At 66.8% G+C, this 21,360-nt stretch carries 19 protein-coding genes; 13 read left to right on the forward strand and 6 right to left on the reverse strand.

All coding sequences use genetic code 11. From position 1 onward, the window contains the following. Positions 1-8: 8 nt before the first annotated feature. Entirely contained in the window at positions 9-221 is a 213-nt protein-coding gene (locus CBW24_RS11440; protein ID WP_097373661.1) for a hypothetical protein, read from the reverse strand. Between the two features lie 632 nt (positions 222-853). On the opposite strand from CBW24_RS11440, the gene CBW24_RS11445 reads away from it, so the two are divergent. From CBW24_RS11445 to CBW24_RS11495, 11 genes are all read left to right on the forward strand, one after another. Beyond that, complete coding sequence (locus CBW24_RS11445) at positions 854-2,092, forward strand: aspartate kinase (RefSeq protein ID WP_088664577.1); 1,239 nt, start codon at positions 854-856, stop codon at positions 2,090-2,092. Positions 2,093-2,114: 22 nt separating this feature from the next. Continuing rightward, the gene (gene ptsP, locus CBW24_RS11450; protein ID WP_097373662.1) at positions 2,115-4,361 is read left to right on the forward strand and encodes a phosphoenolpyruvate--protein phosphotransferase; all 2,247 of its coding nucleotides are present in this window, start codon (positions 2,115-2,117) and stop codon (positions 4,359-4,361) included. Positions 4,362-5,281: 920 nt separating this feature from the next. Continuing rightward, the gene (gene aspS / locus CBW24_RS11455) at positions 5,282-7,066 is read left to right on the forward strand and encodes an aspartate--tRNA ligase (RefSeq protein ID WP_088664575.1); all 1,785 of its coding nucleotides are present in this window, start codon (positions 5,282-5,284) and stop codon (positions 7,064-7,066) included. Between the two features lie 433 nt (positions 7,067-7,499). Then, the gene (locus CBW24_RS11460; protein ID WP_097373663.1) at positions 7,500-7,823 is read left to right on the forward strand and encodes a sulfurtransferase TusA family protein; all 324 of its coding nucleotides are present in this window, start codon (positions 7,500-7,502) and stop codon (positions 7,821-7,823) included. 104 nt (positions 7,824-7,927) lie between these two features. Next, positions 7,928-8,635: an SDR family NAD(P)-dependent oxidoreductase gene (locus CBW24_RS11465; RefSeq protein ID WP_097373664.1), complete on the forward strand. Its 708-nt coding sequence runs from the start codon at positions 7,928-7,930 to the stop codon at positions 8,633-8,635. Between the two features lie 153 nt (positions 8,636-8,788). Further along, positions 8,789-9,985 carry an aminotransferase gene (locus CBW24_RS11470; protein ID WP_097374220.1) on the forward strand — a complete coding sequence of 399 codons (1,197 nt, stop codon included), beginning with the start codon at positions 8,789-8,791 and terminating at the stop codon, positions 9,983-9,985. An 84-nt stretch (positions 9,986-10,069) separates the two neighbouring features. After that, complete coding sequence (locus tag CBW24_RS11475; RefSeq protein WP_097373665.1) at positions 10,070-10,312, forward strand: BolA/IbaG family iron-sulfur metabolism protein; 243 nt, start codon at positions 10,070-10,072, stop codon at positions 10,310-10,312. Positions 10,313-10,433: 121 nt separating this feature from the next. Continuing rightward, positions 10,434-10,796: a Grx4 family monothiol glutaredoxin gene (gene grxD, locus CBW24_RS11480; RefSeq protein ID WP_088664571.1), complete on the forward strand. Its 363-nt coding sequence runs from the start codon at positions 10,434-10,436 to the stop codon at positions 10,794-10,796. 192 nt (positions 10,797-10,988) lie between these two features. Further along, the gene (locus CBW24_RS11485; protein ID WP_097373666.1) at positions 10,989-12,461 is read left to right on the forward strand and encodes a DUF1800 domain-containing protein; all 1,473 of its coding nucleotides are present in this window, start codon (positions 10,989-10,991) and stop codon (positions 12,459-12,461) included. A gap of 8 nt (positions 12,462-12,469) precedes the next feature. After that, positions 12,470-13,783, forward strand: coding sequence for a DUF1501 domain-containing protein (locus CBW24_RS11490; RefSeq protein ID WP_232529764.1), 1,314 nt, complete (start codon positions 12,470-12,472; stop codon positions 13,781-13,783). A gap of 238 nt (positions 13,784-14,021) precedes the next feature. After that, positions 14,022-14,726, forward strand: a complete 705-nt coding sequence (locus CBW24_RS11495) for a GNAT family N-acetyltransferase (RefSeq protein ID WP_097373667.1) — start codon at positions 14,022-14,024, stop codon at positions 14,724-14,726. A gap of 32 nt (positions 14,727-14,758) precedes the next feature. On the opposite strand, the gene CBW24_RS11500 is transcribed toward CBW24_RS11495, so the two are convergent. Next, the gene (locus CBW24_RS11500; protein ID WP_097373668.1) at positions 14,759-14,974 is read right to left on the reverse strand and encodes a hypothetical protein; all 216 of its coding nucleotides are present in this window, start codon (positions 14,972-14,974) and stop codon (positions 14,759-14,761) included. A 65-nt stretch (positions 14,975-15,039) separates the two neighbouring features. Then, on the reverse strand, positions 15,040-16,014 hold the full coding sequence (locus CBW24_RS11505) for a LysR substrate-binding domain-containing protein (protein WP_097373669.1): 975 nt from the start codon (positions 16,012-16,014) through the stop codon (positions 15,040-15,042). A gap of 166 nt (positions 16,015-16,180) precedes the next feature. Here CBW24_RS11505 and CBW24_RS11510 point away from each other — a divergent pair, with 166 nt between their 5' ends. Together CBW24_RS11510 and CBW24_RS11515 are read left to right on the forward strand one after the other, a co-directional pair. Continuing rightward, positions 16,181-17,407: an acyl-CoA dehydrogenase gene (locus CBW24_RS11510; RefSeq protein WP_097373670.1), complete on the forward strand. Its 1,227-nt coding sequence runs from the start codon at positions 16,181-16,183 to the stop codon at positions 17,405-17,407. Further along, positions 17,407-18,561, forward strand: a complete 1,155-nt coding sequence (locus CBW24_RS11515) for a CaiB/BaiF CoA transferase family protein (protein WP_097373671.1) — start codon at positions 17,407-17,409, stop codon at positions 18,559-18,561. Before CBW24_RS11510 ends, CBW24_RS11515 begins: the two co-directional genes overlap by 1 nt. Before the next feature lie 54 nt (positions 18,562-18,615). Here the strand turns inward: CBW24_RS11515 and CBW24_RS11520 are convergent, their stop codons facing one another. Genes CBW24_RS11520 through CBW24_RS11530 form a run of 3 tightly spaced genes read right to left on the reverse strand, consistent with a single transcriptional unit; the run spans position 18,616 to position 21,250 of the window. Continuing rightward, on the reverse strand, positions 18,616-19,443 hold the full coding sequence (locus CBW24_RS11520) for a shikimate dehydrogenase family protein (protein ID WP_097373672.1): 828 nt from the start codon (positions 19,441-19,443) through the stop codon (positions 18,616-18,618). A gap of 8 nt (positions 19,444-19,451) precedes the next feature. Continuing rightward, complete coding sequence (locus CBW24_RS11525; protein WP_097373673.1) at positions 19,452-20,747, reverse strand: TRAP transporter large permease; 1,296 nt, start codon at positions 20,745-20,747, stop codon at positions 19,452-19,454. Continuing rightward, positions 20,747-21,250: a TRAP transporter small permease gene (locus tag CBW24_RS11530; RefSeq protein WP_088664562.1), complete on the reverse strand. Its 504-nt coding sequence runs from the start codon at positions 21,248-21,250 to the stop codon at positions 20,747-20,749. Before CBW24_RS11530 ends, CBW24_RS11525 begins: the two co-directional genes overlap by 1 nt. Positions 21,251-21,360 lie beyond the last annotated feature (110 nt).

Here is a 21,360-nt window from a genome sequence, read left to right on the forward strand (position 1 = left end):
TCGGTCAATCAGCCCAGACGGGAGACGAGGTAGCCCGAGATCTGGTCGCGGGTCAGGCCGCGCTCGGCCAGTTCTTCGTCGTTCAGGGCGTAAAGGGTGTTGGCTTCGTCGCGGACTTCGATGGCGGTGTTCAGGGCCACGAAGAAATCACGCACCACGCGGAAGGGGGCGGTGAGAACGGCGGGAAGCGGGCTGGCGGCATTTGCGGTCATGGTGGTCATTGGATCGTTCCTATCGGTTGCTTGCGTCTTGGTGTTGACCCTTCATATCGTGCCGCGATGCAGCGTTTAAACCGACAACCCGGAAACCCCGCGTTGCGCTTGGTGCATAACAGAATTTGCACTGTGATCACAAAGTAGGCGGGTCTGGATGGCAATCGGGCGGACAGCGAATGCTGCAACGCGGCAAGGGCGGCGTGCGCCTTGGATCCTCCGCCCTGCCCGCAGGCTGGTTTCGGGTGCGGCACGCGAGGAGAGGGGCGCGGGTCTGACCAGGGGACCGGCGCTTTGGTCAGGAGCACGGCGGCGCGCCGGGATGAGGCATGCCGTTTCGCTGCGGGGCGCGATTTCTCCGGTGCGCGTTGCGACTGCTCGGACGCGAGCGCATCCGCCCGTGGGCTAGGGGCCGCCGCGCGGGCTGTCCGTTCCATGGTCCGCCGCGTGGCCACGCTGTGCCGCCCCTCAAGCGCGGACGTGGCGGACAGACCTAGACCGCAGATGCGCCGCCCGTGCGGCCCCACCCCGGTCAGGCCGCTGTCGCGGCTCCTGTGCCTCCCCTGCCCGGCCCCACTTGCACAGCGCGCAACCATCGCCTATCCCGCTTGAACCACGCATGAGGGACGGAACCGGGGCTGATGCCGCTGCTTGTCATGAAATTCGGTGGCACTTCGGTTGCCACGCTGGACCGCATTCGCCGGGCCGCTAAACGGGTCGGGCGCGAAGTCGCGAACGGCTATGATGTGATCGTCATCGTCTCGGCCATGTCGGGCAAGACCAATGAACTGGTGGGATGGGTCAATGAGACCTCGCCCCTGTTCGACGCGCGCGAATACGACGCGGTGGTCAGCTCGGGCGAGAACGTGACCGCAGGGCTGATGGCGCTGACGTTGCAGGAAATGGACGTGCCGGCGCGCAGCTGGCAGGGCTGGCAGGTGCCGCTCAAGACCAATTCCGCCCATGCCGCCGCGCGGATCGAGGAAATCCCGACCGACAACCTGATGGCCAAATTCGGCGAAGGCATGAAGGTCGCGGTCGTTGCGGGTTTTCAGGGGATCAGCCCGGAGGGCCGGATCACCACGCTGGGCCGGGGCGGATCGGACACCACCGCCGTGGCCTTTGCCGCCGCATTCGGCGCGGAGCGGTGCGATATCTATACCGATGTGGACGGCGTCTACACGACCGACCCCCGCATCACCAAGAAGGCGCGCAAGCTCGACCGGATCGCGTTCGAGGAAATGCTGGAACTCGCCAGCCTTGGCGCCAAGGTGTTGCAGACCCGTTCGGTCGAACTGGCGATGCGCTACAATGTGCGCCTGCGGGTGCTGTCGAGCTTCGAGGACAATAACGAGAGCGCCGGAACGCTGGTCTGCTCCGAGGAGGAAATCGTGGAAAGCAATGTGGTCTCCGGCGTCGCCTTCAGCCGCGACGAAACCAAGATGACGCTCACCGCCGTGGCCGACAAGCCTGGCATCGCCGCCGCGATTTTCGGGCCCTTGGCCGATGCGGGCGTCAATGTGGACATGATCATTCAGAACGTGTCCGACGAGGGGCGCACCGATATGACCTTCTCCTGCCCCACCGATCAGGTGCGCCGCGCGGAGAAGGCGCTGGAGGATGCGAAAAGCTCCGGCGATATCGATTTCGGCGGGCTGAAGATCGACGGCGACGTGTGCAAGGTATCCGTGGTAGGCATCGGCATGCGCAGCCATGCGGGTGTCGCGGCGCGGATGTTCAAGGCCTTGCGCGACGAGAGCATCAACATCAAGGTGATTGCAACTTCCGAGATAAAGATTTCGGTCCTGATCGACCGGAAGTATCTGGAACTGGCCGTGCAGGCGCTTCATGATGCCTTCGGGCTGGAGACGGCGGCCTGACGCGAAGCCTGACAGGAGGCGGATGAGCAATACGACCGGAAGCGGCAGCCGCAGGCTGCTCGGGCGCCTGCGCCAGACCCTTGCCGAGCCGGGCGAGGGGCAGGAAAGGCTTGACCGGATCGTGAAGCTCATCGCCGAGGAGATGGCGACGCATGTCTGCTCCATCTACCTGTTCCGTGATGCCGAAACGCTGGAGCTTTGCGCGACCGAGGGTCTGAAGGCCGCCGCCGTGCACGAAACCCGGATGCGGATGGGCGAGGGTCTGGTGGGCCGCGTGGCGCAACTGGCCAAGCCCATCAACACCGCCAACGCCCCCGCCGAGCGCGGATTTCGCTACATGCCAGAAACCGGGGAGGAGATTTATTCCGCCTTCCTCGGTGTGCCGATCCAGCGGCTGGGGGAGCGTCTGGGCGTGTTGGTGGTGCAAAGCCGCGAAGCCCGCGCCTATTCCGAGGATGACCTCTACGCGCTGGAGGTTGTCGCGATGGTTCTGGCCGAAATGGCGGAACTGGGCGCGTTCATCGGGGAAGGCGCAGCGCTGGCGGCGCGTCACCAGCAGCCCGTCGCCTTTCGCGGCACGATCGGGCAGGAGGGCACCGCCGAGGGCCATGTCTACCTGCACGAGCCCCGCGTCGTGGTCACCAACCCCTTTGCCGACGATGCCGAGGCCGAACTGCACCGGCTGCGCGAAGCCGTGGATGCGCTGCGGGTGTCGGTGGATGAAATGCTCATCTCCGCCCCATTGGGCGATGGCGATCAGCGCGAGGTGCTGGAAGCCTACCGGATGTTCGCCAATTCCAAGGGCTGGCTGCGCCGGATGGAAGAGGACATCAGCCGCGGCCTGTCCGCCGAGGCGGCCGTGGAGAAGGAACAATCCACCGCCCGCGCCCGCCTGCAACAGGTGCCCGACGCCTATTTGCGCGAACGCTTGCAGGATCTCGACGATCTGTCGAACCGGCTGTTGCGGCTGTTAACCGGACAGGGCCGCGACACCGGCGCGGAAATGCCCGACGACCCGATCCTCGTCGCGCGCAATATCGGGCCGGGGGAATTGCTGGCCTATGGGCGCAGCCTGCGCGGCATCGTGCTGGAGGAAGGCTCCGTCGGGTCGCATGCCGCGATCGTCGCCCGCGCGCTGGCGATCCCGCTGGTGATCCATGCCCGCCGCATCACGACCGAGGCGCTGAACGGCGACCGTATTCTGGTCGATGGGGAACAGGGCTCCGTGCATCTGCGGCCCGAAGATACGGTGCTGTCGGCCTTCCGCGACAAGATCGCGATGCAGGCGGAGGCGATGCAGCGCTATGCCTCGATCCGCGACAAGCCCGCCACCGCGACCTGCGGCGTGACCATCGGGCTGCATATGAATGCCGGGCTGATGGCCGATCTGCCCTCGCTCGACGGGTCTGGCGCCGAGGGCGTGGGGCTGTTTCGCACCGAGCTGCAATTCCTGATCCGCAATCACGTTCCGCGCCGGGGTGAGTTGGCCGCGCTCTATGCCCGTGTGCTGGATGCGGCGGGGGATAAGCGGGTGGCGTTCCGCACGCTCGATATCGGCTCCGACAAGGTGCTGCCCTATATGAAGCGGCTCGACGAGCCGAACCCGGCGCTTGGCTGGCGCGCGATCCGCGTCGGCCTCGACAAGCCCGGCGTGATGCGGATGCAGTTGCAGGCGCTGATCCGGGCCGCGCGGGGGCGTCCGCTGACCGTGATGTTCCCCTTTGTGGCCCAGTTCGAGGAATACAAAGCCGCGCGGCAGGCCCTGCTCGACGAGATCAACCGCGAGGAAAAGCTGGGCCATGTCCTGCCGTCCAAACTGGAAATCGGGGCGATGCTGGAAACGCCGTCGCTGGCCTTTGCGCCGAAGCAGTTCTTCGACATGGCGGATTTCATCTCCATCGGGGGCAATGATCTCAAGCAGTTCTTCTTTGCCGCCGACCGCGAGAACGAAATGGTGCGGCGGCGTTACGACACGCTGAACGTGTCGTTCCTGACGTTTCTGGAGCAGATCGTGCGGCGCTGCGCGGAGAGCAACGTGCATCTGAGCTTCTGCGGCGAGGATGCGGGCCGCCCGATCGAGGCGCTGTGCTTTGCCGCGATGGGCCTGCGCAACCTGTCGATGCGCCCGGCCTCCATCGGCCCGGTCAAGAACATGATCCGCCGGACCAGCATCGCGGAGGCCCGCGCCGTCATCGATCAGGCCATCGAGAACGGCGACCAGTCCGTGCGCCCCGCGATCATGGAATGGCTGCGCGGCAACTGGGCGTGAGCCGGGCCTATCTGGTTTAACTGGCGACGTGAGCCTGCCCGCGGGGTGGCGCTGCTCCGGGTGAGCGGCGCGCTCTATGGTGGGGCGTTCCTCCCCGATCCGAGGTCAGCGCGAGGTGGCACAGCGCCAGCCCGTCGGACGGGCAGGCGCTCGCCCGCGCGGCTTCGCCTTGTTCGCGGGCGGTTGCGCTGAGTTCCGATCGGCGCGCCGCACAGCTGTTGTTCTAAGCACAACGGAAGCCTGCCCGTGGGATGGCGCTGCTCCGGGTGAGCGGCGCGATTTATGGTGGCCAAGTCCTTCTCCGCTCCGAGGTCAGCGTGAGATGGCCAAGCGCCAGCCCGTCGCGGCGGGCAGGCGCTCGCCCGCGCGCTTCGCTTGTTCGCGGGCGGTTGCGCTTAGGTCAGAGAAAGCGAGGCATAATCACTCCGGGTGCGACGTGAGCCTGCCCGTGGGGTGGCGCTGCTCCGGGTGAGCGGGTGCGCTTTATGGTGGCCAAGCTCCTCCTCGCCCTGAGGTTAGCGCGAGATGACAAAGCGCCAGCCCGCAGGGACGGGCAGGCGCTCGCCCGCGCGCTTCGCTTGTTCGCGGGCGGTTGCGCTTAGGTCAGAGAAAGCGAGGCATAATCACTCCGGGTGCGACGTGAGCCTGCCCGTGGGGTGGCGCTGCTCCGGGTGAGCGGCGCGATTTATGGTGGCCAAGTCCCTCCCCGCCCTGAGGTCAGCGCGAGGTGACAAAGCGCCAGCCCGCCGGCACGGGCAGGCGCTCGCCCGCGCGGCTGCGCCTTGTTCGCGGGCGGTGGCGCTGAGTTCCGAGCAGCGCGCCGTGGGGGCGCCCCGTCGGCATCCGCCCTTCACCCTTGACTTCCGCCGCCCTGCGCGGTGTATCGGCGCGACACTGAAACCGGCCCGAGGGGACCTTTTATGCACGCCTATCGCAGCCATACCTGCGCCGATCTGAACAAGAGCAATGTCGGCGATACCGTCCGCCTGTCGGGCTGGGTCCATCGGGTGCGGGATCACGGCGGCGTGCTGTTCATCGACCTGCGCGACCATTACGGCATCACCCAGCTGATCTGCGACGGCGACAGCCCCGTATTCGCCGAAGTCGAAAAACTGCGCTCCGAATGGTGCATCCGCATCGACGGCAGCGTGAAGGCCCGCGACGAGAGCCTTGTGAACACCAAGATCCCCACTGGCGGCATCGAAGTCTACATCCGCGATCTGGAAGTGCTGGGCGCGGCCAAGGAACTGCCGCTGATGGTATTTGGCGATCAGGAATATCCCGAAGAAACCCGCCTGCGCTATCGTTACCTCGACCTGCGGCGCGAAAACATGCAGCGCAACATGGCGCTGCGCTCGGATGTGGTGGCCTCGATCCGCAAGCGGATGTGGGACAAGGCGTTCCGCGAATACCAGACCCCGATCATCACCGCGTCCTCGCCCGAAGGGGCGCGCGACTTCCTCGTGCCGTCGCGTTTGCATCCGGGCAAGTTCTACGCGCTGCCGCAGGCGCCGCAGCAGTTCAAGCAGCTGATCATGGTGTCGGGCTACGACAAGTATTTCCAGATCGCGCCGTGTTTCCGCGACGAAGACCCGCGCGCCGACCGCTCGCCCACCGATTTCTATCAGCTCGACATGGAAATGTCTTTTGTCACCCAGCAGGACGTGTTTGACACGATCTCCCCGGTGATCGGCGGTATTTTCGAGGAGTTCGGCGGCGGGCGCCGGGTCGACGATCCCGCGCAATGGCCGCAGATTTCCTATAAGGACGCGGCGCTGAAATACGGCACCGACAAGCCCGACCTGCGCAACCCGATCGAGATGCAGGTGGTAAGCGAGCATTTCAAAGGCTCCGGCTTTGCGATCTTTGCCAAGATCCTCGAACAGGACGGCACCGAAATCCGCGCCATTCCCGCCCCCACCGGCGGCAGCCGCAAATTCTGCGACCGCATGAATGCGTTCGCGCAGAAAGAGGGCCTGCCGGGGATGGGGTATATCTTCTGGCGCGACAAGGATGGCGAGGTCGAGGCCGCAGGCCCGCTGGCGAAAAACATCGGGCCCGAGCGGACCGAGGCGATCCGCCAGCAACTGGGTCTTGGCGTCGGCGATGCCGCGTTCTTCCTGGGCGGCAAGCCCAAGAGCTTCGAGGCCGTCGCGGGCCGCGCGCGCACCGTTATCGGCGATGAGCTGGGCCTGACCGACAAGGACCGCTTTGCCTTCGCGTGGATCGTCGATTTCCCGATCTACGAGAAGGATGAGGAAACCGGCGCGATCGATTTCGAGCATAACCCGTTTTCGATGCCGCAGGGCGGGATGGCGGCGCTGGAGGGCGATCCGCTCGACGTGCGCGGCTACCAGTACGATCTGGCCTGCAACGGCTATGAGCTGGTGTCGGGCGCGATCCGGAACCACAAGCCGGAGATCATGTTCAAGGCGTTCGAGATCGCGGGCTACGGCCATGACGAGGTCGAGAAGCGCTTCGGCGGCATGGTCAACGCATTCCAGTATGGCGCGCCGCCGCATGGCGGTTGTGCTGCCGGGATCGACCGGATCGTGATGCTGCTGGCCGATGAAGCGAATATCCGCGAGGTCATCATGTTCCCGATGAACCAGCGTGCCGAAGACCTGATGATGGGCGCGCCGTCGGAGCCGATGAACGAGCAGCTGCGCGAATTGCGTCTGCGGGTTCTGCCGCCCGAGGCCTGATCCGACCTGCCGTGGCCTGCGCCGATCCGGGGCGGGCCGCGACAGAACCGTGCCGGATGGTTGGAAACCGGTCGAACAAAATCGCTCCCGTTGCGTTGGGGTGCCAGTCACCGCGCAGGCTTCTGCGCCGGTATCAGCAACGGGAGTTTCACCATGCGCAAGTTCATCAAGTATTTCGCGATCTACAAGCTTGTCCGTCGGTTCATGCGCCGCCGCGCCTGAGCCGGGCCGCGCCCGCTGGGGCCACGGACCTGCCGACCGACACTGAGTGACGCCCGCTGCGGGCCGGTATCGCGTGACGCGCCCGGACCCGAGCGGGCGTTTTTCATAGGAGCCGCGCGCATGGGGCCGCATGGACAGGCGGGCGGGTGGCTTGCTATGGCGGGGAACGCCCCTGCCCGCGCCTGTCCCCGCCTTGTCCCCCGGATGCCCTATGCCCCCTGCCGCCGATTTCGAGCCTGACCCCAACCGCCGCGCGGTGCCTGTCTGCGACGCGCTTGGGCTGCTATGCCCGTTGCCGGTGCTGCGGGCGCGCAAACGGTTGCTGGCGCTGGCGCCCGGCATGGTGCTGGAAGTGCTGGCCGACGATCCGATGGCGCGCATCGATCTGCCGCATTTCTGCGCGGAGGCGGGGCATCACCTGTTGGAGGCCGCGCCCGCGCCGCAGGCCGCCGGAGCCCATGCCCCCGCCGATCCTGCCCGTCCCGCATGGCGATACCTGATCCGGCGCGGCGCGGATCGTCCGGAGCCGGGCTGACGGCGGTAAAGGCTGCGTCTAGGGCGCGCCATTTGGGCAGGGGATGCAGGGCGCGACATGCTGGCGCTCTTGACCTTTGACGCAAACCGCCGCAGATCGCGCGCATGACAGATCATTCCGCTTCCGCCCCCGCCCCGTCCGACGCCCCCGCGCAGGGCGGCTCCGCCCCCGGCCCGAAACTGGCGCTGGTCACCGGCGCGTCGCGCGGGCTTGGCGCGGCGCTGGCCTATGCGTTGTCGCGCGACCACCATGTGATCGCTGTCGCGAAAACAGTCGGCGGGCTGGAGGAGCTTGACGATCGTATTCAGGCGGCGGGCGGACAGGCGACGCTGGCGCCGCTCGACGTGACGGATGCCGGCGCGATGGCGCATCTGTGCCGCTCGATCCATGACCGCTGGGGCGGGCTTGACCTGTGGGCGCATTGCGCGATTCATGCAGCGCCGCTGTCGCCTGCCGTGTTCGTCGATGGCAAGGATTTCGGCAAGAGCGTCGATCTGAACGTGACCGCCACGCAGCGGCTGATCACCTATGTCGCGCCGCTGTTGCAGGCGCGCGAGGGCGCGCGGGCGCTGTTTTTCGACGATCCGCGCGGGGGCGAGAAATTCTTTGGTGCCTATGGTGCGACCAAGGCCGCGCAGATCGCCCTGGCCCGCAGCTGGGCCGCCGAAACCGCGACCACCGGCCCCGATGTGCGCATCCTGACGCCCGCGCCGATGCCCACCGCCACGCGGGCACGGTTCTTCCCCGGCGAAAACCGCGATGCGCTGGCCGCGCCGGATGCCGAAGCCGCGCGTCTGCTGGCTACGCTTTAAGCACTGCGGCGCCCGTCGCGGCGCGGTGACCCGAGATCAGCTATGATCCGAGTTTCCCCTGCCACGGGCCGCGCCTAGACTGCGCCGAGCGTGGCGATTCCGCCGCGCGGCCTGCTGGCCTGCCTGCCGCCCTGCCTGACTTTGGATGCTGATATGACCCGACCGATCCAGCCGCTGTCCCCCGCCATGGCCGCGACCGCCCTGCCGCCGGTGATGGAGGCGCGGCGCTGGCTGGAGGGGGTGACTTTCCCGCCTGAGCGGCCGCTCATCAATGTCAGTCAGGCCGCCCCGGTCGATCCGCCCCCCGCCCCGCTGCGCCAAGCGATGGCCGACGCCGTGCTGCACGAGGATGCCGCGCATCTCTATGGGCCGGTGCTGGGCCTGCCCGATCTGCGCGAGGAGGTGGCCCAACAGTTTTCCGCTGCCTATGGCGGGACTGTCACGGCGGCGCAGGTGGCGATCACCCAAGGCTGCAATCAGGCGTTCTGCGCCGTGATGGCGACGCTGGCCGGACCGGGCGACGAGGTGCTGTTGCCGGTGCCGTGGTATTTTAATCACGAGATGTGGCTGCGCATGTCCGGCGTGGGCGTGGTGCCGCTGGATACCGGCGCCGATCTGCTGCCCGACCCGGACCATGCCGCCACGCTCATCACCCCGCGCACACGGGCCATCGTGCTGGTGACCCCCAACAACCCCGGCGGCGTGGAATATCCTGCGGCGCTGGTCGCCGCGTTCCGCGATCTGGCGCGCGCGCGGGGGCTGGCGCTGATCATCGACGAAACCTATCGCGATTTCGACAGCCGCAGCGGCGCGCCGCATGACCTGCTGGCCGATCCCGATTGGGACGACACGGTGATACAGCTTTATTCCTTCTCCAAGGCCTATCGCCTGACTGGGCATCGGGTGGGGGCGCTGATCGGATCGGTCGCGCGGCTGGCGCAGGTCGAGAAATTCCTCGACACCGTTGCCATCTGCCCCGGTCAGATCGGCCAGCGCGGCGCGCTTTGGGGGATGCGCCATCTGGGGCAATGGCTGGCGGGCGAGCGGGCGGAGATCCTCGAACGCCGCGCCGCCATCGAAAGCGGCTTCCACCGAATCGCGGCTCAGGGCTGGCAGTTGATGGGCTGCGGCGCCTATTTCGCCTATCTCGCGCATCCCTTTGCCGAAAACTCCGCCGGGCTGGCCCAGCGGCTGGTGCGCGAGGCCGGTGTGCTGGTGCTGCCGGGCACGATGTTCACGCCCGAGGGATCGGAGCTGGGCGCGCGCAGCCTGCGGCTGGCCTTTGCCAATATCGACCGCGCGGGCATCGACACGATGTTCGGACGGCTGGAGGGGCTTCCCCCCGCCTGACCTGACATGCCGCGATGTCACAACCCATTGAAGACCGGACCCCGAGCCTATATTTTGGGGGCAGAACAAAGAGGACGACCACGCATGGCGATGCAGGCCCATGAAATCGAAGCGCTGATCCGCGAAGGCTTCCCCGATGCGCAGATCACCATCACCGATCTGGCCGGCGACGGGAACCACTACGCCGCCGAGGTCATCGACGAGAGCTTCCGCGGCCAGAACCGCGTGCAGCAGCAGCGCGCCGTCTACGCCGCGCTGAAGGGCAAGATGGACGGTGCCAACGGCGAATTGCACGCTTTGGCGTTGACGACCAAGGCGCCCGCCTGACGGATCGGCCCCATCGGGGCACGCCCGCACAATTTCCGCCGACCCGGGCCGGGGGCGGAACCAGACAGTTTGGGAGACAGGCGAGCCCGCGCGCCCGCTCCGGCACAGGAGGACCGCAGCAATGGCGGATGCAGCAGAACGTATCAAGGACACGGTGACCCGCAATCCGGTCGTGCTTTTCATGAAGGGCACGAAAACCATGCCGCAATGCGGGTTCAGTTCCCGCGTGGCGGGGGTGCTGAATTTCATGGGTGTCGAATATCACGACGTCAACGTGCTGACCGATGACGCGATCCGTCAGGGGATCAAGGACTATTCGGACTGGCCGACGATCCCGCAGCTTTATGTGTCCGGCGAATTCGTCGGCGGCTGCGACATCATCACCGAGATGACCCTGTCGGGCGAGCTGGATCAGCTGTTCGAACAGAAGGGCATCACCTACGACAAGACCGCCGCCGAGAAGATCCGCGAAGCCAACGCCTGATCCCAGGCGCGGCACCGGCCCCCGGCCTTGGCCCTGTCCAACCCCAAGATGTCCCGCCCCGTCGTGTCCTGCGACGGGGCGGTTTGGTTTTCGGCCTCTCTCATGCGCGCCCCGCTCGCCCCGACGTGAGTTGAAGCCGCGCCCGCCCTGCGCCATCCTCAGACCGTTCCAGCCCACCGGGAGTATCACGCCTTGGCCGTCGATCCGATTCTGCTTTCGATCCGCTTTGGCTATGGGCCCGGGCCCTCCCGCGTTTTGCCGCGCGATCCGTCCGATCTGCTGATCCCGCTGGCGGGGGAAGATGTAATGGCCGCGCGGTTCCCGATCGAGTCGTTTTCGGTGATCTACGAGGAAACCCGCGCCTATCAGACGGATATGCGGCGGCGGAACGATCTGCGCAAACAGGTCCGCGCGATGGACGCCCCGCCCGAGGATCTGGTCGCGAAGCTCGACGCAGCAAGCGAGGCCGCGCGCTGGCATATTCAGGAAGGACGGCGCAGACAGGCGCGGGCGCTCACTGCCGCGCTGGCCCGGATCGCGGAAACCGATGATCCGCTGCGGGAACGGCTGACCCGGTTCTGGGCCGATCATTTCACCACCATTGGCAAGAACGGCATGACCCGCTGGGCCGTGTCGGCCTATGTGGAGGAAGCCATCCGCCCGCATCTGACCGGATCGTTCGCGGATCTTCTGATCGCGGCGGTCACCCACCCGATGATGCTGCTCTACCTCGATCAAAGCAATTCCATCGGCCCCAATTCCCGCGTGGCCGAGCGGCGGGCCGAAAAGAAGGCGCAAAACCCCGACAGCAATGACGCGACCGCGGGCGGGCTGAACGAGAATCTCGCCCGCGAAGTGATGGAGTTGCACACGCTGGGCGTGGGCGCGACCTATAGCCAAGACGACGTGCGCCAGTTGGCCGAACTTTTCGCCGGGATGATGGTGGTGCTGAAGGACGAAGGCCTGACGTTTCAAAAGTCGCGCGGGGAGCCGGGGCCGGAAACGGTGCTGGGCCAGAGCTATGGCGGTGCGACGCCCGCGATGGCGGATGTCATCGCCGTGCTGCGCGACCTTGCGCGGCATCCCGACACCGCGCGGCATCTGGCGCGCAAACTTGCCGTGCATTTCGTGGCCGATGATCCCGATCCGGCCCTAATCGATGCGCTGACGGCGCGCTTTCTCGAAACCGATGGCGCATTGCTGGCGGTTTATGACGTGCTGCTCACCCATCCCGCCGCGCTGGCCCCGCCGCTGAGCAAGGCCAAGCAGCCGTTCGATTTCGTGGCCTCCAGCCTGCGCGCGCTAGGCGTGCCGGGGGCGCGGCTGACCGGGCTGAACCGTGTGCAGGTGCAGCGCAATCTGATCCGCCCGATGACCCGCATGGGCCAACCGTGGGAGGTGCCGACGGGCCCGGATGGCTGGGACGAACCCGACACCGCCTGGATCACGCCGCAGGGGCTTGCCGCGCGGATCGAATGGGCGATGGCCCTGCATGACAAGCTGGAGGACGGGCTGGGTCTGACCCCGCCCGATCCACGCGGGCTGGTCACCACCGCGCTTGGCCCCGCCGCGCATCAGGCGGTGGTGTTTGCCGCAGGGGCCGCCGAAACCCGCGCCGAGGGGATCGGCATTGTTCTGGTCTCCCCCCAGTTTCAGCGGCGATAGGAGCCAGCATGAGCCGATCCGCCCCCTGCCCGCCCACCGATGCGATGGTCCGCCGCGTGCTGGACCGGCGCGCGTTTCTGTTCCGCTCCGGCGCGCTGGGATGTTCGCTTGCCGCGTCGCCGCTGCTGACGCCCGTGACGCTGGCTGCCGCGCCGTGGGACACGCGGCTGGTCGTCATAATTCTGCGCGGCGCGATGGACGGGCTGGACGTGGTGCAGCCCTATGGCGACCCGGAGCTTGCCGCGCTGCGCCCGACATTGCGGACGGGCGAGGCCGGGGGCGCCGCCGATTTGGACGGGTTCTACGCACTGCATCCCGGTCTTGCCGATCTGCTACCGCTCTGGGATCGCGGAGAGCTGAGCTTTGCCCACGCCGTCTCGACGCCCTATCGCGACAAGCGCTCCCATTTCGACGGGCAGGATCTGCTGGAGGCCGGGACCGGATTTGCCCCCGGCGAGCCTGCGCCGCGGGACGGGTGGCTGAACCGGATGCTGCAAGCGGTGCCCGGTGTCAGCGCCGAGACCGCCTATGCCGTGGGGGCGGGCGAGATGCTGCTGCTGAACGGCGCGGCCCCCACCGCAAGCTGGTCCCCCGATCAGGAATTGACGCTTTCGCCGCAGGCGCGGCGGCTGATCGAACTGGTCTATGAAACCGACCCGCTGTTTCACGCCAACGTTCTGGAAGCGATCCAGTTGACCGCCGCGATGGAGGCGCAGGCCGCAGCCGATGCCGCCGCGCCCGACGATGCCGCGGATGACCCCGACGACCTCGACGGCGACGCCCCGATGATGGCGGCAATGGACGCCCCCGAAGGCAACGCTCCCCATTTGCGGCTGGCCCGGTTCACCGCCGAGCGGCTGCGGGGCGAAGCACGGGTGGCGGCGTTTTCGATCAATGGCTGGGACACCCACGCCAATCAGGGCAACGCGCTGAAAAAACCGCTCGCCGCGCTGGCAGAGACGATCCTGAGCCTGCGCGCGGAACTCGGCTCGGTCTGGGGTCAGACGGCTGTTCTGGCCGTGACGGAGTTTGGCCGCACGGCGCGCGAAAACGGCACACGCGGGACCGATCACGGCACGGGCGGCGCGATGGTCATGGCGGGCGGCGCGGTGCGCGGCGGGCGGGTGCACGGGTTGTGGCCGGGGCTGGCGGAGGCCGATCTCTATGCCCGACGTGACCTGATGCCCACCGCCGATGTGCGCGCCTATGCCGCTCAGGTCATGCGCGGCATCACCGGGCTCGACACGCGGGTGATGGAACAAGCGGTGTTCCCCGGTGTGGACCTGAGCGGCGCGCCCGAACCGGGCAAGCTGATCGTGTAGGGGTGCCGGACGGCTCGTGGGGTGGCGCTTCAAAGGCGAAGCTCAAGCCGGGGCCCGCGGCCCGGATATGTCTGATCGCCCTGACGGACCAGCGCTGTCCACGCACTCTGCGGCCATATTCGCGGGCGAGTGCGGGTGGCGGCACCAGGGCTGCCGCGGCACGGGGCGCGCAAAACACGCTTCCGTTTTAAGGGCGCGCGGGCTACGCCAAGTCAGCCTTTGCACCGGAGCCTGCCCCATGACCCACTCTGCCCCGCTTGCCGCATGGACGCCACCGCCGCTGCCGGGCCCGGACCGGATCGAGGGGCGCTACGCGGTGTTGGAGCGGCTGTCGGCGGAACGGCACGCCGCCGATCTGTTCGAGGCCAACCGCGCCGATGACGCGATGTGGGACTGGCTGCCCTATGGCCCGTTCGGCTCGCAGGCTGTGTATCATCGCTGGCTGGCGGAACAGGAAACCCGTCAGGACCCGTTTTTCTACGCCATCGCCGACCGCGCGACGGGGCGTTGGCAGGGGGTGCAATCGCTGTTGCGGATCGATGCGGCGCAGGGCGTGATCGAATTGGGCCATGTGGCGCTGTCGCCCGCGCTGCAACGCAGCCGGGTCGCCACCGAGGCGTTTACATTGCTGATCGGATGGGCGTTCGAGGCGGGCTACCGCCGGTTCGAATGGAAATGCAACGCCCGCAACCTGCCCTCGCGCGCCGCCGCGCAGCGTCTGGGGCTGAGCTATGAGGGTATTTTCCGGCAGGCGGCCATCGTGAAAGGTCATAATCGCGACACCGCGTGGTTCGCGGCGATCGATGGCGAATGGCCGGGTTTGCAAGCGGCCTATGCCGCATGGCTCGACCCTTCGAATTTCGACGCCGAGGGCCGGCAGATCGACCGGCTGGGCAACCTGACGGGGCTGGTTCTGGCCAACCGCGATCCAGCGTTAGGCTAGCGCGCGCTGGCGGACCGGGGCCTGTCTCAGCCTTAGCGCGGGTCGCGGCGGGTGGCGGGGACGCGCACCGGGATGGGCGCGGGCGCGGGCTGCACCGCCCGGATTGCAGCCGACATGCCCAGCATCGTCACAGCCATACCGGCCCAGATCGCGACCAACCCGACACCGCCCAGCCCCGTCAGGGCAGCGATAGCGACGCCCGACAGGGCGAGCGCGGCAAGGGTCAGGCTGGATTTGGATGCGGACATGGAAAAAACCTCTCTTTGACGAGAAAGAGCCTAGAGCCTGACGCGGCATTGACCAGCGCATTCGCTCAGGCGACGGGCAGACGCGGCGGAACCTCGCCGGTTGCGAGGGATGCCGCCCGCGCGCCGGTGCCGCGACCGCGCCGGGCGGGCGCGTTCTGCTCCGCCCCGGCGGTGAGCCAATCGCGGAACGCGCGCAGCGACGGGCTGCCAAGGCTGCGTTCGGGAAAGATCAACGCGTAGGGCGTGGGGCTGCGGTGACGCCGGTCGGACACCACGACCAGCCGCCCCTCGCGCAGATCGGGCTCCGCCAGCAGCGCGGGCACCAGCCCGACGCCCAAGCCCGCAATCGCGGCTTCCAGCACCATGCCGAAATGATCGAACCGCGCGCCACGGGTGGCCGTGCGGGGATCGACCCCGGCATCGCGGAACCAGTCGAGCCAGAGCGACGGGCGCGTGGATTGCTGCAATAGCGGCAGACGGGCCAGCGTCTCGGGCGCATGTGGGCCGGTCCCGGCCAGCCCCGGCGCGGCCACGGCGAGCAACTGTTCGTCAAACAGCACCTCGGTCACCACGCCGGGCCGCTCGGTGCCGACGCGGCGCAGTTCGGCGTCAAATGGCTCCGTCTCGAAATCGACGGGGGCCAGCCGGGCGGAGATATCAAAGGTCACGCGCGGCGCGCGCGCCTGGAATCCGGCCAGACGCGGCACCAGCCAGCTTTGCCCTAGGCTGGGCAGCACGGCGAGGCGGAGCACTTCGGAATGACCGCCGAACGCCATCGCGGTCAGCGCCGCCCCATCCAGCCCGTCCAAAAGGCGCTGGGCCTCCTGCGCAAAGCCGCGCCCCGCATCCGACAGCACCAGCCGCCGCCGCACCCGGTCGAAAAGCTGCACGCCGAGGCGCTCTTCCAGCGTGCCGACGGACCGGCTTACCGCGCTTTGCGTCAGGTTCAGCGCCTGAGCCGCGCGGGTCGTCGTCCCGTGGCGAGCGCAGGCGAGAAAGGCCTGAAGTTCGGAAATGGTCGGCAGATAGCTGGCACGCATGGGAAACCCTTATACTCACGATCCCGTGACCCTATGAGATACACTCATGACAAGTCCAGATAAGATCGTTTGCTCCGCCGCTTGCCGTTCCGGTATCCTACGGCAAACGCACCAGATCCCGCCTTGGCCCCTAGGCCGGGCGCGGATCGGACATCCGGAGGACATCATGGACCAGACCACCCGCAAACCCCTGAGCCCGCAAAGCGCCCCCGATCTGAGCCGGTTCGAATGGGACGATCCACTGCGGCTGGAAAGCCAGCTTGACGAAGACGAGCGTATGCTGCGCGACGCCGCACGGGACTTTGCCCAATCGGTGTTGCAGCCGCGGGTCATCGATGCGTTCCGCGAAGAACGCGACGCGCCGGAGCTGTTCGCGCAGATGGGCGAAGCCGGGCTTCTGGGGGCGACCCTGCCGGAGCAATATGGCGGGCTTGGCGCGTCCTACGTTACCTATGGCCTGATCGCGCGGGAGATCGAGCGCGTGGATAGCGGCTACCGTTCGATGATGTCGGTGCAGTCGAGCCTCGTGATCTACCCCATCTATGCCTATGGCAGCGAGGAGCAGCGCCAGAAATACCTGCCGAAGCTGGCCTCCGGCGAATGGATCGGCTGTTTCGGCCTGACCGAGCCTGACGCGGGCTCCGACCCGGCGGGGATGAAGACCCGCGCAGTAAAGACCGACACCGGCTATCGCATCAGCGGCTCGAAGATGTGGATTTCCAACGCGCCATTCGCGGACGTTTTCGTGGTCTGGGCGAAGTCGGACGCGCATGACGGCAAGATCCGTGGCTTTGTGCTGGAGAAGGGCATGAAGGGGCTGAGCGCGCCCAAGATCGAGGGCAAGCTGAGCCTGCGCGCCTCCACCACCGGCGAGATCGTCATGGACGGGGTCGAGGTCGGCGAGGACGCGCTGCTGCCGCATGTGCAGGGCCTGAAAGGTCCGTTCGGCTGTCTGAACCGCGCACGCTACGGCATTGCGTGGGGCGTCATGGGCGCGGCGGAATTCTGCTGGATGGGCGCGCGGCAATACGGGCTGGATCGCAAGCAGTTTGGTAAGCCGCTGGCGCAGACCCAACTGTTTCAGAAGAAGCTCGCCGACATGCAGACCGAAATCGCACTGGGCCTTCAGGCCGCGTTGCAGGTCGGCCGCCTGATGGACCGGGCCGAAGCCGCGCCGGAGATGATCAGCCTCATCAAGCGCAACAACTGCGGCAAGGCGCTCGACATCGCGCGGGCCTCGCGGGACATGCATGGCGGCAATGGCATCTCCGAGGAGTTTCAGGTGATGCGCCACATGGTGAACCTTGAGACGGTGAACACCTATGAGGGCACCCATGATGTGCATGCGCTGATCCTTGGCCGGGCGCAGACCGGGCTGCAGGCGTTTTTCTGATGCCGGAGACGACTGCCCCGCTCGCCGGGCTGAAGGTGGTGGAACTGGCGCGTATTCTGGCCGGCCCGTGGGCCGGGCAGGCGCTGGCGGATCTGGGCGCGACGGTGATCAAGGTGGAAAGCCCCGAAGGCGACGACACCCGCCGCTGGGGTCCGCCCTTTGCCGCCGATGGCGCAGCGGCGTATTTCCATTGCTGCAACCGGGGCAAGCGCTCGGTCACTGCCGATTTCCGCAATCCGCAGGATCTGGAGATGGTGCGCGCGCTGATCGCCGAGGCGGATGTGGTGATCGAGAATTTCAAGTTGGGCGGGCTGGTGAAATACGGGCTCGATTACGCTACCCTGTCGGCGGTGCATCCGGGGCTGATCTATTGCTCGATCACCGGGTTTGGCCAGACCGGCCCCTATGCCAGCCGCGCGGGCTATGACTACTTGATCCAAGGCATGTCGGGGATCATGGACCTGACCGGCCCTGCCGATGGCGCGCCGCAGAAAATGGGCGTGGCCTTTACCGATATATTTACTGGGCTCTATTCGGTCATCGCCATTCAGGCGGCCTTGGCGGAGCGGGCGCGCTCCGGGCGCGGGGCGCATCTGGACATGGCGCTGCTCGACGCGGCGGTGGGGGTGCTGGCCAATCAGGGGCTGAATTTCCTGACCACCGGCACCGCGCCGCGCCGTCTGGGCAATGCGCATCCCAATATCGCGCCCTATCAGGTGTTTCCGGTGCGCGACGGGCATTTCATCCTGGCTGTCGGCAATGACGCGCAGTTCACGCGGGCCTGCGCGGTGCTGGGGCTCGATGCGGTGGCCATCGATCCACGCTATCGCAGCAATGCCGACCGGGTGGCCAATCGCGACAGCCTGACCCACGCGATGGAGGCCGCGACCCGCGACTGGGGCCGCGACGATCTGCTATCGGCGCTGGAGGCGGCGGGCGTGCCTGCCGGGCCGATCAACACCGTCGAGGATGTGTTCGCCGATCCGCAGGTGCAGGCGCGCGGCATGCGGATCGACCCCGAAGGCCAGCCGGGCGTGCGTATGCCGGTGATGATCGGGGGTGATCCGATGGCAGCGGCGCGCCCCTCGCCGGAGCTTGGCGCCGATACGGATGCGGTGACCGCCGCGCTGGCACAGGGCGACAGTCCTTGGTGATGTGAGATAGACGCGCGCGCGGCGGGCCATCGCCACAGCCGCGCGCGGGTCAGCTCATTCCATGTCCAGCAGGCGCGCCCGCAGTGCGTCGGTATCTTCCAGCCGGATCCCGCTGAAGATCTCGAACCCGTGCACACCCTGCCAGAAGAACAGTTCCCAGCCTGACAGAAACGGCGTGCCTGCGGCTTCCGACTGCACGGCAAAGGGCGTGACGGCAGGGGTGTAGACCGCATCGAACGACCAGTTGGCCGTGGGGAAGCGGCCTTCGGGCACGGCGGAGCCGCCATAGCCCACCATGCCCAGCGGGGTGCAATTGACCACGCCATCGGCATGGTCGAGGTCATCGACCGTCCCGGTCCGGCCCATGGTGACGCCATTGCCCGCCTGCGTGATCGCCTGTGCCAATGCATCGGCCTTGGCGCGATCCATATCGACCAGCACCACCTCTGACGCGCCAAGAGCGACCAGCCCAAAGGCCACGGCGCGACCGACGCCGCCTGCCCCGAACTGCACCACCCGCCCCGGCGCCATATCCCCGAACTGCGCGCGGTAGGCGGCGATGAAACCGCTATGGTCAGTGTTAAACCCGCGCGGCCCATCGGCGGCAAACAGCACCGTGTTGCAGGCGCCGATCCGGGCCACCAGCGGATCATCGATGCGCAGATGCGGCACCACCCGTTCCTTATAGGGCAGCGTGACATTGGTGCCCGCCAGCCCGTCGGCCTGCGCCTTGGCAAAGGTGTCCTCGAAGCTCAGCCCCAGTTCGGGCGGAATATAGAGGTCATAGCGCGTCGGGCGCCCGGCCAACTCACCTGCGGTCCGTTGCAGGGCGGGCGACCGGGACGCCTTGATGTTGTCTCCGATGAGACCGAGTTTCAGCATGAGATGGATTATCCTTCGTATCCCAGCAGGCGCGGCAGGAACAGAACGATGCCCGGGAACAGGATCATCGCCAGCAGCGCCACGACCAGCACAAAGAGGAATGCCCAGATTTCGCGGATGATGGAGCCCAGCGGAATGCCCGTCACCGCGTTGATGACGAACAGCAAAACCCCATAGGGCGGCGTGATCAGGCCGATCATCGTGTTGACCACGATCACCACCCCGAAATGCACCAGATCGATACCCAGTTCGCGGCAGGTCGGGATGAACAGCGGGATGATGACCAGAATAATGGTCGTGGCGTCCAGCACACAGCCCAACAGCAACACCACCACGTTGACGGCCAGTAGGAACATCAGCGGCGACACATCGATGCCGACGAGCTTCTCGGCCATCATCGAGGGGATGTTTTCCGAGGCCACGATGTAGTTCAGGATCAGCGCCCCGCCGATCACCAGACCGACCGCGGCAGAGGAGCGCGCGCTTTCCACGAAGATCTCGTAGAGCCCGCGGAAGCTCAGCGCGCGGTAGAACACGCCCGCCAGCACCAGCGCGTAGAACGCGGCGACGGCTGCAGCCTCGGTCGGCGTGGTGACGCCGCCATAGATCCCGTAAAGCAGGATCGCGGGCATCAGCAGCGCCGGCACCGCATTGATCGCGGTCTTGGGCAGTTCGCGCAGCGGCACCGGCTCTTCCAGCGCAAAGCCACGGCGGGTCGACAGCCACGCGTTCATCACGATCAGCACCAGACCCATGAACAGGCCGGGCAGGATGCCCCCCATGAACAGGTAGCCGATGGAGCTGTTGGAGATCAGCGCGTAAAGCACCATCGGGATCGACGGCGGAATGATCGGGCCGATGGTGGCCGAGGCGGCGGTGATCGCGGCGGCATAGCCCGGCGTATAGCGCCCGTCCTTGGTCATCATCTGGATGATGATCTTGCCGATGCCCGCCGCATCCGCGACCGCCGAGCCCGACATCCCCGAAAAGATCAGCGATGCCACGATATTCACATGACCCAGCCCGCCGCGGAACCGGCCCACCGCCGCCACGCAGAAGGTCAGCAGTCGTTCGGAAATGGTGCCCGCATTCATGATGTTCGCGGCCACGATGAACAGCGGCACGGCCAGCAGAATGAAGCTGTCATAGAGACCCTGCAGGATCTGCTCCCCCGCAAGGGCGATGTCCTGACCGGCCACGGCCAGATAGGCCAGCGCGCCGAGGATCACGGAATAGGCGATGGGCGTGCCGATCGCGGCCAGCAGGAAAATAGTCAGCAGGCAGGCGGTAAGTTCGAAGCTCATCAGTCTTCCCCGACGTGAATTTCATGGGCCTCGGTCGATGCGCCGTGCCGCAGGGTGCTGACGAACACCCAGATGTAGCGGACCGACACCACGACGAGGAAGATGGCATAGCAGGAGAAGATCGTGCGCAATGGCACGCCCAGCGTGGCGCTGCGCTTGATTTTGAGGAAGTCGATGTAATCCCACGTGGGCAGCAGCGAATACAGCAGCCCGCCCGCGATGGCCGCGGCCGAGATCAGCGCAAACACCTTGCGCGGGCCATCCGGCACGGCAAGGTAAAGAATGTCGAAGGTGACGTGATCGCGGTCGCGCACGATAAACGCGGCACCGATGAACACGATCCAGATCCACAACGTCAGGTTCAGCTCGATGGTCCAGCCCACCGCGCCGCCCAGAACGTAGCGGGAAAAGATCTGCACGAGAAATGTCGCGAAGAGTGCGAAGAGGGCAGCTGCGGTCAGCGCCTCGACGATCCGCACGATCCATCTGACAGGTGTCTGCATCGGAAATCTCCTAAACCTCGCCGACCCTGCGGCGCCTGCGGCTTCGCCCGTCCCGCTGTGGGGCCACGCCGTGGCACAGCCGGGGGGCGGATGGTCGTCGGGCGCGGAAT

It is taken from the genome of Pacificitalea manganoxidans (genome assembly GCF_002504165.1).
Lineage (GTDB): Bacteria > Pseudomonadota > Alphaproteobacteria > Rhodobacterales > Rhodobacteraceae > Pacificitalea > Pacificitalea manganoxidans.